The following is a 14,276-nucleotide window of genomic DNA, read 5'->3' on the forward strand; positions in this document are numbered from 1 at the left end:
CTCTGATGCTTGATACTTCTAAATTTGATCCATTTATGCCCTATGGATATAGTTCTATACTTGCCACGACAGGCCTGATATTTATTTCATATCTGGGTATTACGCAGTTAGCAGCCATTTCTGAAGAGGTGAAAGATCCTTCCAAGAATTTGCCAAGGGCGTTTATTGCTTCAGTTGCATCAGTCACACTGCTGTATACTGGGGTAATGATCGTAATCAATGGAATGCTACCTTTGGAAAAAGCAATTGTTACCAGCACTCCTCTTGTGGACGTGGCCGATTTAATGGCAGGATCAAGCGGACAGATAATTATTGTATTTGCAGGCCTGCTTGCTACTATATCAACTGCAAATGCAGCTATACTTGCATCTTCACGTTTTCCTTTTGCAATGGGAAGGGATGATCTGATGCCGAAATGGTTTGTTGAGATACATAGCAAGTATGATACTCCCTATAAGGCAATTCTGGTCACCGGCTTTGTTATGCTTCTGCTACTGTTGTTGTTCAATGTAGAGCAACTGGCAAAACTTGGCAGTACTTTCAATATTCTCATATTCGTACTGATAAATCTGTCAGCAGTAATACTTAGAAGAAGTTCAATGGAATGGTATAAACCTACATTTAAGGATCCTTTTTATCCACTAACACAGATAATCGGAATTTTAGGAAGCCTGATATTGCTTCCTTTGATTGGATTGATGCCGCTTGCATTTGCTCTTGCAGTTATAGCAGCGGGAATTGCATGGTACATGGTATATGGAAAAGAAAAAGCTATACCAAAATACAATGTTCTTGACCTGATTGAAAATACCGTGGTACCTGTAGAAACAACCTATGAGAAAATAAAGGTCCTTGTGCCACTGGCAAATCCTGAGCATGAAAAAGATCTACTTAAACTTGCAGACAAACTTGGTGATGAAATAGTGGGTCTTCATGTAATCCGGGTTCCAGGGCAGACCAGTCTTCTGGCTGCTCAGGAAGCATATCATGAGAATAAATTACAGATAAATAGCGAACTGGAAAGAAAGTTCCGGGAATGTATAAGATTACCTGAACACAAGCATGAATATATTGTTGCTTTTGATCACAGTGTATCAAATTCAATCATGGAACAATCAGAGATTGAAAAAGTAACTCTGATCGTAATGGGCTGGCATGAGGTTGACAGATTCCATCCATCAGCAGGAAATGTTGCCAACAAGGTACTGACAAGTGCAAAGAAGCATATAGTTATCCTTAAAGGATACATGCCTCCAGAGATAAAAACAATACTTGTAGCCTTCAATGCAAAGGACAATTCAAAGTACTGTCTGTATCTGGCAAAAAGGCTTGCAATGACTACCGGAGCACAGATCAAACTTCTTCGTATAATCAATCCGGATCTTAGTGCAGAGGAAAAACAGGAAAAAATAAAAGAGGCAAAGGAAGCGGCTCTGGATGAAGAGGGCTTTAATGTGGTTTATGAAATACAGGAGAAATATTCCACAGAAGATGCCATACTTGAAGCCGCAAATGAGCATGATATAATCATGATTGGGGATTCCAGCCAGAGATTTAAACGTGCTTTCCTGGGTACACTGCCGCAGAGGATAGCAAGACATACCAGAAAACCTGTAATAATAGTCAAGAGGTATAAACCCCTTTCAAAGGAAGGAATAAGTTCTATATTTGTGAAAATAAATTCGGTAAAAAACAGGTTCTTAAGAAAGCTTAAACTTAAGAATTAGTTTTGAACAGATTTATTTTCTCGACGGATCTGAAGGGTTATCCAATCTTTCAACCACGTCAGCGAAGGCAAAATTCGGTCTGACATCCCTTACTTTGACCCTGAGTTTTTCTCCTACCTCCGCATCTTTGACAAATACAACAAATCCATCAATAGAACCCACCCCGTCACCACTACTTCCCTTTGACTCGATCCTGACCTCGTATATATCTCCTCTCTTAACAGGGGTGGACAGCATCTTTTTACCTATTACATATATTTCTGCGCTCTGTGATCTTGAAGCTTCAGGATTATACGCCTTTGTATGAACAAATTCACTTTTCACCCTGTCAATAAATTCCTTGAACATGTCCCCCTGAAACACCTTAACTACAAAATTGCCTCCAGGGCGCAGTATTTTCTGGGAACATTCAAAAGCAGAATTTGCAAGGTCTATAGATCGGGCATGGTCAAGGCTCCAGTTTCCGGACATATTGGGCGCAGCATCGCATATTACAACATCAGCTCCATGTTCGCCTACAAGATCCAGAATCTTATTAACGGTACTTTCAGATGTTATATCGCCCTTAATGGTATCCACACTTTCTATAGGCTTGATTCGTCTAAGATCAACTCCCACAACCTTTCCGCCTGATAATTCTCTGGCAACCTGGAGCCAACCGCCAGGCGCAGCACCCAGATCTACGACTGTATCGTTTCTTTTTATTACATTGAACTTCTTATTTATTTGCTGAAGCTTATATGATGCACGTGACCTGTATCCATCGGATTTTGCAAGCCAGTAGTATCTATCTCTCTGATTTCGTGCCATGAGTCTCCATTATTGTATGTTGATATTTATATTGATTCTTTCAGACTTTCCAGTTTTGTACTTATGTTCATTAGCAGGGTTTCAATACTTTCAACTTCCTGGACATTTTCTATGTCTTCTATTAACCATGATTCGAAGTCATAGTACATATTCAGCAGTTCACTGTATTCATTTTCCAGATCTATTACATCTTTCTTTTCATAGTTGGTATTGTTCATTGAATCTGCTTTTTTATCAAGGAAGAACACTTTTTTATTCAATTCATCCAGGTATCGTATGGATATTTTATGCATGTCTATTTCTCTTCTCTCGATCTCAAGAATGTCAATAACCTCGCTGAGTTCAGGGGGGACTACAGGAAATGAACATGGCCCGTTTATGTAATAGGTCTGTGGTACATCTGAACTATCCAGGTTTTCATGTTCGTCCTTTATTTCAAAGGGGAATATAGTTTCTACCAGATGTCTATCCTTTGCGATCTGACACATACTTTCAATGTCAAATGATTCTCCAGAATATTCTCTTACAGAAGCAATTTCATCTGCGATTTTCTGGATCTCATCAGGTTTCAATGCTCCCAGAGTGTCAATTATTCCGCATAATTCTTCTTCTGAAATCATGGTATCTTACAATTTGTATAATTTAGCTATATGTCTATCATTTAGATAATATATCGTCGTCCACCAAGGGCTTTATGCAGTACCGAGTCAATATTGTGCTTTTCAATTTTGACTTCAATTCCTTTTTCCATAACTGGGATATCTGTATCCAGATTGGCTAAGGCATGCCTTATAAGCTGATGATCTCCTCCTGTAATGATATAGTCTATATCCATCTTAAACTCTTCACGCAATTTTTCATAAGCTCCATAAACCTTGTTCATATGATTATCGATCTCCTCATCTCTCAGGCGTTCAAACCTTCTCTGGCTGAATCCTCCTTTTGTATGCTTTGATTTTACACTGCTCCTGATGACCTGGTAACTGGCAAAATTTTCAGTATCTCCAAATCCCACAAAGGATTCTCCTGCACTCAGTATAAGGACACATATATTATAATTTGCCTTCAGCATATCTTTGATGATAGTCACATCAAATTTCTCACCTATCGACCATATGTATCTGGAAACCGGAAATGGGGGTAATAGAACTTCACGTACCATGCCTCTGGTATCATAGAAGAGAACGTATCCTGTAGCTGAATCAATTTTAGATAGCAGGCTCAAGCTTTTTTCGTCAATATAATGGAGGATCTCATCTGTTTCTTTTATATCTCCCGAAGACATTTCTGGCGGAAAATAAGCTGTCAGCAATGCCTGATTTCTGGATGAAACAGAACCTATCTGGTAGATATAATCATTGATCTGCTTTATTGTGAATGGTTCTACCTGTGAAAACCGTATACTGGCTGACTCCTTTTCCTTCAATTTTTCGATTTCATGTGTAAGTGACTCTATTCTGGTATTTGCATTGTTCAATTTTTCCTCTGCACTCTGCTTTGCAGCAATTGCACGCCTTGCATCCTCCTCGCGCTTGGTAAGCTGGGTACGATAACCTTTCAGGTCGATTTCCAGTTCCATTATGTTGGATTCCAGCTTTTCAATTACTCTTTCCAGTTCGTCCTTACCTGTAACCCTATCCATTACTGTGGTAAATTCGTTCTGAATATCTTCCAGCATTTTTCTATGGTAAGACATTGAAATTAATTATATTTTAATTGATTAAAAATATTATGAGAATCTGTACAATTTTAATATCATGATATGAAAATAATGGACAGATATTTTTATCATGAAATAAGGTTCCTAATATGAATAAACACCCCACACTATGGATTAAGGAAAACAAAGGCATCAGCCTTAAAGGAAAAACAGTTGTTCTTGCAGTTACTGGCAGCATAGCTGCGGTGCGTACCATTGAACTTTCCAGGGAACTGATAAGGCGGGGTGCGGATGTTTATGCGGTAACCACACCTGCGGCTGAGAGGATAATTCATCCCGATGCACTACATTATGCGACAGGCAACGAGGTAATTCGTGACATTACCGGAAAAGTGGAACATGTGCAATTTTGTGGGATGAATGGATGTGCCGATCTTCTGGTTATTGCTCCTGCGACCGCCAATACAATATCAAAGATTGCAGCTGGCATCGATGATACTCCAGTTACCACGTTTGCAACAACTGCAATTGGCTCCGGAATCTCTGTGATGCTGGTACCCGCAATGCATGAATCAATGTACTGTCATCCAGCTATTGTTGATAATCTTGATAAGTTGAGACTATGGGGAGTAACAATAATTGGTCCGCAAATGGAAGAGGGTATTGCAAAGATAGTTTCCAATGAGATGATAGTTCTTAATGCTGAGAGGATACTTGGGCCTGATACACTGTCTGGAAAAAGAATACTTATAACCAGCGGAACCACTGCTGAATTTCTGGATCCCATAAGAATACTAACTACTTTCGCGTCAGGAAAAACCGGTATTGAAATTGCACTTGAGGCTTTTAGAAGAGGGGCAGATGTAACAATTGTCCACATGAATAGGCTTGGTTTTGAAGGAATCAAAGAAATTTTAGTACAGACATCTCAACAGATGACGGATGCTGTTATGGAAGAGCTGGACCGCGAAGAATATGATATGCTGATCAGTGCTGCTGCTATCTCGGATTTTACAGTTGATATGAGCCCGGAAAAGATCAAGTCTGCAGACAACATTATCATTAAAATGAAACCTGCTGTAAAACTGATTGATAGGGTAAGACAGTCATTTCCTGATCTGGCAATAGCAGGGTTCAAGGCAGAAACAGGTCTATCTGCAGAACAATTACTTTCCAGGGCATGGGATAGAATGGATCAATCAAAACTTGATCTCATCGTTGCAAATGATGTTCTGGAAAGAGGGATGGGCACAGAAGATAATGAAGTTTATATCATGAGTGATAAAAGAGATGTAAAAAAAGTATCTGGTCTAAAGAGAACAATAGCTTCATCTCTACTGGATGAAGTGGAAAAATGCTTTCAGCAGAGGGATGATCTGAGTGAAGGAAATTAAACCACCCCGCTCCCGTGCATTTGCTCCCGGGCATATAACCGGTTTTTTCAAAGTCCATGAAAATGAGGACATCAGGTACAGGGGTTCTACAGGATGTGGAGTGGTTTTAAATGGCGGTATTGAAACCGAAGTGGTTCTGGATAATTCTATTGATAAGGTCCAGGTATGGTTGGATGGGGTGAAGGTTAAAGGAAAAACTATCCAATCAACAATAGAAATGCTTACAGATGAGGTTCTTCGAATTGAATGTAGGGCAGATATACCCGTTGGATATGGCTTTGGTGCATCGGGTGCAGGTTCAATTGGAACTGCACTTGCACTAAATGATGTTCTTTCATTGAATCTGTGTTCACGTAAACTTATTGAGGTTGCACATTCTGCAGAAGTAAAGAACCAAAGCGGACTTGGGGATGTGATTGCCCAGTCCCATGGCGGAGTTGTGATACGGAATATGCCTGGAACTGCCGGTATTTGCAATATTGACCAAATCCCATCTGCGGACCTTAAAGTATTCTGCGTAACAATGGGTAAAATCTATACGGAAGATGTTCTAAAAGACGCCGACCTTATAGGGATGATCAATTCTGAAGGCAAGAAGGCTTTTGATTCTCTATTAAAAGAGAGCACCATCAGTAACTTTATGAGGCAATCAGAGATATTTTCACGGGAGACCGGCCTGCTTGATACAAAAGCTCAGGATGTCATCGAGGCTGTCAGGGACGCAGGAGGTATGGCTTCCCAGGCAATGCTTGGAAACACAGTATTTGCAATTGCAGAATCTGCAGAATCGGAACAGGCAATTGTTGGAGCTATGATGGATTATGGTGATGTCCTTGTATACCGGATCAATCACTGTGTACCTCGGCTATTATGACACGGGTTTTCAGAGGTTTATGAATACTGGATTTAGAAGTGTATTAAATAATTATCTCTATATCGTTCAATACTTATAAAACATCATTGATGTTACTCTTACAAAGATAAAATATGGTTGATTAATATGTCCAGAATTCCACCAGATCATCCCAGATACCTTTCATTGGTTACAAGGGATAAAGTTGTTGAAGGAGTCAAAATTGGTATTACTGATATACATGGGCTGATAGCTCATGGCAGGGGCGAGACATTTGATTATCTGATAGGGGAAAAAACCACTGATATGGCTGCGTATGCCCAGAGGGCAGCTGTTGCCATGCTGTTGCTTGCTAAAAGACCTGTGATTTCAGTTAATGGGAATACTGCAGCCCTTGTACCGGACGAACTCGTTACACTTGCAGATATTACCCGGGCCAAACTTGAGGTAAATCTGTTTCACCGAAGTGAAGCACGTATCCATAAAATAATCCGGCATCTAAAATCCAGAGGGGCAGGTGTTGTTCTGGGGCATAAAGGAGATGCGCGCCTTGATCTTTCTCATGGAAGGGCAATTGTGGATAAGGATGGTATATACAGTGCAGATGTAATGCTGGTGCCTCTGGAAGATGGTGACAGGTGCCAGACTCTTGTGAATATGGATAAAAAGGTCATTGCCATTGATTTGAATCCATTATCAAGGACTTCTCTATCAGCTACAGTGTCCATTGTGGACAATATTATACGCTCAATTCCAAATATGATTCAGTTTGCCAGAGATATGAAAGAAGTTGAACCTTATAGACTTCAGAAAGTTGTGGATCTATATGATAATAGGAAGGTACTCTCTTCAGCTATGTATGAAATAAATGAAACCCTCAAAAACGAAGCTGTTAGACAGGGAATACCCTGGAACAATTTCCCTGAAAATGAATAGAATTCTTTATAGGAATCATCTCTGGTTATAGACATAAAGGAGACTAACTAATGGCAGATATTATTATAGAGAACGGAACTGTTCTGACAATGGACCCTGCAAATGAACACACCCTCAAAGAAGGAACGGTTGTAATTGAAGATGGTCTGATAAAAGATATATCATTATCAACCAATGAAAGGGCAGATACTGTAATAGATGCTTCTGGATGTGTGGTAATGCCTGGACTTATAAATACTCACACACATGCAGGAATGACATTACTAAGGGGCTATGCAGACGATATGGCGCTTAACCAGTGGCTTGAGGACAACATATGGCCTGTAGAGGCACAGATGAGCGATGATGATATCTATGCTGGTACACTTCTTGCCTGTGTGGAAATGATAAAGTCCGGTACTACTTCATTTGCAGATATGTATATTCATGTAGAAATGGTGGCAAAAGCAGTAGAAAGGTCTGGTATGCGTGCTGCACTTTCATACGGGATGATTGATTTTGGAGATTCCATCAGAGCAGATCGTGAACTTGAAGAAGGAAAACGATTTGTTAAGAAATGGAATGGAAGTGCAGATGGAAGAATTACTACAATGTATGGTCCACATGCACCAAATACCTGTTCAGAGGAGCTTTTAATCAGGGTAAGAGAACAGGCTGAACATGATAATGTGAAGGTCCATATCCATGTCCTTGAAACTGAAGATGAATTAAACCAGATGAAAGAACAATATGGGATGTGTTCTGTGAATATGCTTGATAGGATCGGGTTCCTTGACAATAATATCCTTGCTGCCCATTGTATCTGGCTCTCAGGCGGAGATATTGAAATACTCAGGGAAAGAAAGGTCAATGTATCTCATAATCCTGTCAGTAACATGAAACTAGGTTCTGGGATTGCTCCTGTAAAAGAGCTTATCGATAAAGGAATAAACGTTTCACTTGGAACGGATGGATGTGCTTCCAATAACAATCTTGATATGTTTGAAGAAATGAAAACCGCAACACTTATGCAGAAAGTAAGTAAACTGGATCCATCGTTAGTACCTGCAGACACTGTTCTTAAGATGGGAACTTCAAATGGTGGCAGAGCACTTGGAATTAAAAGCGGAATTCTTAAAAAAGGATACAATGCAGATGTAATTATTGTTGACATGAATAAACCGCATTTGACTCCTCTTTATGATCCGATATCACACATTGTGTACTCTGCCCGTGGAAGTGATGTGAGAACAACTATTGTTCAGGGGCAGATATTGATGGATAATTATGAACTGAAATTCCTGGATGAGAATACAGTTATGGAAGATGCCCGCAAAGCTGCAGCAGATCTTATTGAAAGAGTAGATATTAAAAGAGAATAATTCAGAATCATAACCCTTTGAGGAGATTTAATGGTAGATAAGCAGTTAATTGAGTCAGGTAATCAGAAAATAGAATGGGCACGCAATCACATGCCTGTGCTTGAGATTGTCAGAAATGTGTTTGAAAAAGAAATGCCACTTGAAGGCTATACTATTGCAATGGCGCTACATGTAGAGGCAAAGACTGCAGTACTGGTAGATACACTTGTGGCAGGTGGTGCAGAAGTATCGATAACAGGATGCAATCCTTTAAGCACTCAGGATGATGTGGCACTTGCCCTTGACAGTAAAAAAAACATAAGGTGTTATGCAAGGTATGGTGCCAGTAATGAGGAATATTATCAGGCTATAGATAAGGTACTTGAAAGCAATCCTGATATAACGATAGATGATGGAGCTGATCTGATATTTAAGCTCCATACCGAGCGTACCGATCTGTTATCCTCGATAAAAGGAGGATGCGAGGAGACAACGACCGGTATCCATCGATTGAAAGCCATGGAGAGGGATAAAGCTCTTAAAATGCCGGTAATTGCAGTAAATGATGCCATGACAAAATTCCTTTTCGATAACCGGTACGGTACAGGCCAATCAGCATGGGATGGTATAATCAGGACTACGAACCTTCTGGTGGCAGGAAAGAACGTTGTCGTTGGAGGTTATGGTTGGTGTGGTAAAGGTGCTGCCATGAGGGCTGTTGGACTTGGGGCCAATGTGATTGTTACTGAAGTTGATCCTATAAGGGCACTGGAGGCCAGGATGGATGGTAATCAGGTTATGACTATGAGGGAAGCTGCACCACTTGGTGATATATTTGTTACCACAACTGGAAACCGTGATATACTTACCAGAGAACATTTTGAGCTGATGAAGGACGGGGCTATCCTGGCAAATTCAGGTCATTTTAATATAGAAATCAATCTTGAAGAACTTGAAGAGCTTTCCAGCTCTGTCAGGACAGTGAGAAAGAATATTAAAGAATATCTTGTAGATAACAGAAGAATTTATGTTCTTGCTGATGGAAGACTTGTAAATCTTGCAGCAGGGGATGGTCATCCGGCCGAAGTAATGGATATGAGCTTTTCCAACCAGGCTTTATGTGTGCGCTATATTGCAGAAAATAAATTAGTAACTGGTGTCCATCCTGTTCCTGAAAAAATTGATAGGTATGTGGCAGAGTTAAAACTTAGCAGCCTGGATATAACTATTGATGAACTAAGTCCGCTTCAGAGTGAATATATGCATGGATGGGAGTCAGGAACATGAATCCACAATCCTACTATTTTTCTGTAGGGCTATGTTAAGATCAGTAACATGAGTACAGTAGTATATAAGCAGATTTTCCTGAATATATAGATTTCGAATATTATTTCTATTTTTAAGTTCTGGATACTGTACAACTTAGTTAAGGTGGACTATACAGACTAACAAACCTTTAAATTCCCTGGGAATAAGAAAAATATATATAATAGGAGCACCTTTTGAGTGCGCTATACAAAAGACATATCAAATTAACTGCTATCATATTACATGAGATGCAGTTACTGAATACCGTATTGGGCTCGTAGCTCAGTCAGGCAGAGCGTCTGGCTTTTAACCAGACGGCCTAGGGTTCAAATCCCTACGAGCCCGCTACATATACATCGTTTTCACAGTACATTTCCCAGGGAGGACTTAACTTGAAGAAATTCAGCCTGCTCGACCACGAAAGAATCCCAAAGCATGAAATTATGGCTGAGGATGAAATCAAATCTGTTTTAAAAGAATATGATATAGAAAAGGAGCAATTGCCAAAAATAAAGGCAAATGATCCTGTTGTGAAGGAAATAGACGCATCTGTGGGAGATGTAGTCAAAATTACCCGGATAAGTCCGACTGCGGGCAAAGCCTATTATTACAGGCTTGTTATCGATTGAATTTCAGGGGGATTCTGCTTTAAAGAAACCTTTATTTTTATTTTCTATTGTGGCCAGATTAATTATGCACAGCAATTACCAATTACTACTGTATCCAGAGAACCAATATCCAGTGTCTAGACCAAGAAATATAAAGGGGTGCTAACATAGCTTTAGATTTGAGAGGATTATCAGAGGCATATTTTAAAAGAGATATGATTGTACAGCATCATATAGACTCATATAATAAATTTGTACAGGTGGGTCTGCAAAAGATCATCGACGAACAGGGGATCATAGAAACAGATCTTGAAGATATTTATTTAAAACTTGGAAAAATCCGGGTTGAGAAACCCATTGTAAAAGAAGCAGATGGTGCAATTGAAAGACTGTATCCCAACGAAGCAAGGTTGCGAAATCTATCCTACTCTGCACCATTATATCTTGAAATGAGTGTGGTCAAAGGGGAGACAGAAACCGAACCTCAGGAAACCAAGATCGGTCAGTTGCCGGTAATGATCAAATCTAACATCTGTAACCTGAAAGAACTCAATGATGAGGAAATGGTGCAAAGTGGTGAAGATCCACTTGATCCTGGAGGATACTTTATTGTAAACGGAACTGAAAGGGTGGTCATGACCCTTGAAGACCTTGCACCAAATAAAATACTGGCTGAGTTTAGTGAAAGATATGGTGATTCCATAGAGGTTGCAAAGGTTTTCTCCCAGAGACGTGGATATCGTGCGCTTGTGGTTGTTGAAAGGGGACGAAAAGCACTGCTTGAAGTTTCATTTCCTTCGATATCGGGACGAATCAATTTCATAACACTTATGCGAGCACTTGGCATTGAAACAGATGAAGATATAGTGAATATTGTTTCAACAGACCCTGAGATTATGAAATTTATGCTTGAAAATCTGGAAGAAGCAGAGGTGGGTACCAGAGAGGAGGCCATTGAAAAAATCGGCTCCCGGGTAGCTTCAGGACAGGCAACTGATTATCAGATCAAGCGTGCTAACTATGTTATTGACAGATATCTCCTTCCACACCTTGGAAATGCTCCTACTGACCGGATACCAAAAGCTCATTTCCTGGGTAGAATGGCAGAATCGTGCTTTGAACTTGCTCTTGCTAGAAGATCTGAGGATGATAAAGATCATTATTCCAATAAGCGTCTCAAACTCACAGGAGATCTCATGGAGGATCTGTTCAGGGTGGCCTTTAATAGACTTTCAAGGGACATCAAATACCAGCTTGAAAGAGCCAATATGAGGAATCGTGAGCTGAACGTAGGAACTCTTGTAAGGGCAGATGTTCTTACAGACCGTCTTCAGCATCCTCTGGCAACCGGGAACTGGGTTGGTGGAAGAACCGGGGTTTCACAGCTACTGGACAGGACTGATTATATTTCCACCCTGTCTCACCTGAGGCGTGTGATCTCTCCACTATCAAGGGCACAGCCACATTTTGAAGCCCGTGATCTGCATCCGACCCAGTGGGGTCGATTATGTCCATCTGAAACACCAGAAGGCCCAAATTGTGGTCTGGTAAAGAATTTTGCGCAGATGGTTGAATTATCTACCGGTATTGAGGATATCACATCTATCAAAAATATTCTTTATGATCTGGATGTAAAACCCACACAAATGAATATATCAGTGGATGATGTTCCTGAATATGAAGAGGAGCCTGGTAATTACACCGAAGAACTTGAAAAGATCACACATCATGATGTTGATGAAAAAAAGCATATAGGCATTGAAGTTTATTCGGGTGAAAAATTAGATGATACTGACAGTATCGGGGGGGATTTGTAAATGAATGAAGTTAAAGTATTCCTGAATGGTGAACTTGTAGGAAAACATGATAATCCAGTTGAACTGGTAAATAATATCCGCAAGCAAAGGCGTAAGGGTATTTTGTCCAGTCAGGTAAATGTTGCATTATTTGAGGATATACATGAGGTGGTAATAAATTCTGATATGGGCAGAGCCAGAAGACCACTCATTGTTGTAGAAGACGGGAGAGCTGCGGTCACACCGGAAAATATTGAAGAGATAAAGGACGGTAAAATAACCACTTCAGATCTGCTAAAGATGGGAGCTATTGAGTTCCTCGATGCAGAAGAAGAGGAAAACGCATTTATTGCTTTAAATGAAACTGATATTACTCCAGACCATACACATCTGGAAATTGATCCGTCACTTATTCTGGGCATATGTACAGGAATGGTTCCCTATCCTGAACATAATGCATCTCCGAGAAATACCATGGGTGCTGCAATGGTTAAGCAGTGTATTGGTATGTCGACCTCTAATCAGAAACTGAGGCCTGACACAAGGGCTCATGTTCTTCATTATCCGCAAAAGGCTCTCACCACAACCCAGGTAGGGAATGCCATAGATTTTGATATGCGGCCTGCCGGTCAGAATTTTGTTGTTGCTGTATTGTCCTATGAAGGCCACAATATTGAAGATGCGCTGGTTTTTAACAAAGGATCAATAGAAAGAGGTCTTGGAAGGAGTCATTTCCTCAGGACATTTGAAGGTGAGGAGAGAAGGTATCCAGGAGGCCAGGAAGATAAATTCGAGATTCCGGATTCGGAATACCGTGGTGCTCGCAGTCCTGAAGCATATGCGAACCTGGATGTTGATGGTCTTGTCAATCCCGAGACAGTGGTAGGTCCAAACGATGTGCTGATCGGCAAAACCAGTCCTCCTAGGTTCCTTGAAGAACAGTCGGATTTTGGAATAACTATTGAACAGAGGCGAGAAAGTGCAATTACCATGCGCTCAAATGAAAAGGGAATTGTGGACAATATTATTCTTACAGAATCCGTAAATGGCACTCGCCTTGCAAAAGTGAAAATAAGGGATCAGAGAATTCCCGAGATAGGGGATAAATTTGCTTCAAGACATGGTCAAAAAGGAGTTATCGGACTGATAGTCCCCTATCAGGACATGCCGTTTACTGAAAATGGAATTGTACCCGATCTTGTGATCAATCCGCATGCGATTCCTTCCCGTATGACTGTGGGACATGTCCTTGAAATGATCGGTGGTAAGGTAGCTTCAATGGAAGGCAGACGCATAAATGCCACAGCTTTTTCAGGTGAAAATGAAGAAGATCTCAGAATGGGGCTAAAAAAGCATGGTTTTTCGCATTCAGGTAAAGAAGTGTTCTTTGACGGAGTAACTGGCAAAAAAATCCAGGCAGATATATTTGTAGGTGTGATTCTTTATCAGAAATTGCATCACATGGTTGCGTCCAAGATACATGCACGTTCAAGGGGTCCTGTACAGGTTCTGACCCGCCAGCCAACAGAAGGAAGAGCCCGTGAGGGTGGACTCAGGTTTGGTGAGATGGAAAGGGATGTTCTTATAGGACATGGTGCTGCTATGGCCCTGAAAGAGAGGCTTCTTGATGAGTCTGATAAGGTTGTTGAACTGGTATGTTCCAATTGTGGAATGATCGCAACGTTTGATAGAAAAAGAAACATACGCTACTGTTCCAATTGCGGATCAGAAACAGATATATATCCAGTGGAAATGAGCTATGCATTCAAATTGCTGCTTGATGAAATAAAGTCATTAGGTGTTGCACCAAGAATGAGTCTGGAAGATGCTGCATAAGGTGATAT

General features: G+C 40.5%; 12 protein-coding genes and 1 tRNA gene. 10 read left to right on the forward strand and 3 right to left on the reverse strand.

The window, feature by feature from the left end:
• The first annotated feature begins 5 nt into the window (after positions 1–5).
• Positions 6–1,727, forward strand: a complete 1,722-nt coding sequence (locus tag MZHIL_RS02515) for an amino acid permease (RefSeq protein WP_052306387.1) — start codon at positions 6–8, stop codon at positions 1,725–1,727.
• Between the two features lie 12 nt (positions 1,728–1,739).
• On the opposite strand, the gene MZHIL_RS02520 is transcribed toward MZHIL_RS02515, so the two are convergent.
• From MZHIL_RS02520 to MZHIL_RS02530, 3 genes are read right to left on the reverse strand one after another with little or no spacing between them, the layout of a single operon-like run.
• Positions 1,740–2,537 (reverse strand): 23S rRNA (uridine(2552)-2'-O)-methyltransferase, encoded by a 798-nt coding sequence (locus tag MZHIL_RS02520; RefSeq protein WP_013897803.1) that lies wholly within the window; start codon positions 2,535–2,537, stop codon positions 1,740–1,742.
• 26 nt (positions 2,538–2,563) lie between these two features.
• Entirely contained in the window at positions 2,564–3,157 is a 594-nt protein-coding gene (locus MZHIL_RS02525; RefSeq protein WP_013897804.1) for a DUF7109 family protein, read from the reverse strand.
• A 41-nt stretch (positions 3,158–3,198) separates the two neighbouring features.
• On the reverse strand, positions 3,199–4,233 hold the full coding sequence (locus MZHIL_RS02530; RefSeq protein WP_083812307.1) for a Vms1/Ankzf1 family peptidyl-tRNA hydrolase: 1,035 nt from the start codon (positions 4,231–4,233) through the stop codon (positions 3,199–3,201).
• Between the two features lie 113 nt (positions 4,234–4,346).
• Between MZHIL_RS02530 and coaBC the strand changes: the two genes are divergently transcribed.
• The 9 genes from coaBC to rpoB all read left to right on the forward strand — a co-directional run bounded on the left by coaBC (position 4,347) and on the right by rpoB (position 14,268).
• On the forward strand, positions 4,347–5,591 hold the full coding sequence (coaBC, locus tag MZHIL_RS02535; RefSeq protein ID WP_013897806.1) for a bifunctional phosphopantothenoylcysteine decarboxylase/phosphopantothenate--cysteine ligase CoaBC: 1,245 nt from the start codon (positions 4,347–4,349) through the stop codon (positions 5,589–5,591).
• On the forward strand, positions 5,578–6,465 hold the full coding sequence (locus tag MZHIL_RS02540; RefSeq protein WP_013897807.1) for a pantoate kinase: 888 nt from the start codon (positions 5,578–5,580) through the stop codon (positions 6,463–6,465). The genes coaBC and MZHIL_RS02540 overlap by 14 nt, the downstream gene beginning before the upstream one ends.
• 126 nt (positions 6,466–6,591) lie before the next feature.
• Positions 6,592–7,380 (forward strand): 4-phosphopantoate--beta-alanine ligase, encoded by a 789-nt coding sequence (locus tag MZHIL_RS02545; RefSeq protein ID WP_013897808.1) that lies wholly within the window; start codon positions 6,592–6,594, stop codon positions 7,378–7,380.
• A gap of 50 nt (positions 7,381–7,430) precedes the next feature.
• A complete protein-coding gene (locus tag MZHIL_RS02550) occupies positions 7,431–8,741 on the forward strand; it encodes an amidohydrolase family protein (protein WP_013897809.1) in 1,311 nt (436 codons plus the stop codon).
• Between the two features lie 30 nt (positions 8,742–8,771).
• Positions 8,772–10,007 carry an adenosylhomocysteinase gene (locus tag MZHIL_RS02555; protein WP_013897810.1) on the forward strand — a complete coding sequence of 412 codons (1,236 nt, stop codon included), beginning with the start codon at positions 8,772–8,774 and terminating at the stop codon, positions 10,005–10,007.
• Between the two features lie 292 nt (positions 10,008–10,299).
• Positions 10,300–10,373: transfer RNA gene (locus MZHIL_RS02560), tRNA-Lys, on the forward strand.
• 47 nt (positions 10,374–10,420) lie between these two features.
• Complete coding sequence (locus MZHIL_RS02565) at positions 10,421–10,657, forward strand: DNA-directed RNA polymerase subunit H (RefSeq protein ID WP_013897811.1); 237 nt, start codon at positions 10,421–10,423, stop codon at positions 10,655–10,657.
• 194 nt (positions 10,658–10,851) lie between these two features.
• Positions 10,852–12,453: a DNA-directed RNA polymerase subunit B'' gene (locus MZHIL_RS02570; protein ID WP_013897812.1), complete on the forward strand. Its 1,602-nt coding sequence runs from the start codon at positions 10,852–10,854 to the stop codon at positions 12,451–12,453.
• Positions 12,454–14,268: a DNA-directed RNA polymerase subunit B gene (rpoB, locus tag MZHIL_RS02575; protein WP_013897813.1), complete on the forward strand. Its 1,815-nt coding sequence runs from the start codon at positions 12,454–12,456 to the stop codon at positions 14,266–14,268.
• The last annotated feature ends 8 nt before the right edge of the window (positions 14,269–14,276 follow it).

Source organism: Methanosalsum zhilinae DSM 4017, from assembly GCF_000217995.1.
Classification (GTDB): Archaea; Halobacteriota; Methanosarcinia; order Methanosarcinales; family Methanosarcinaceae; genus Methanosalsum; species Methanosalsum zhilinae.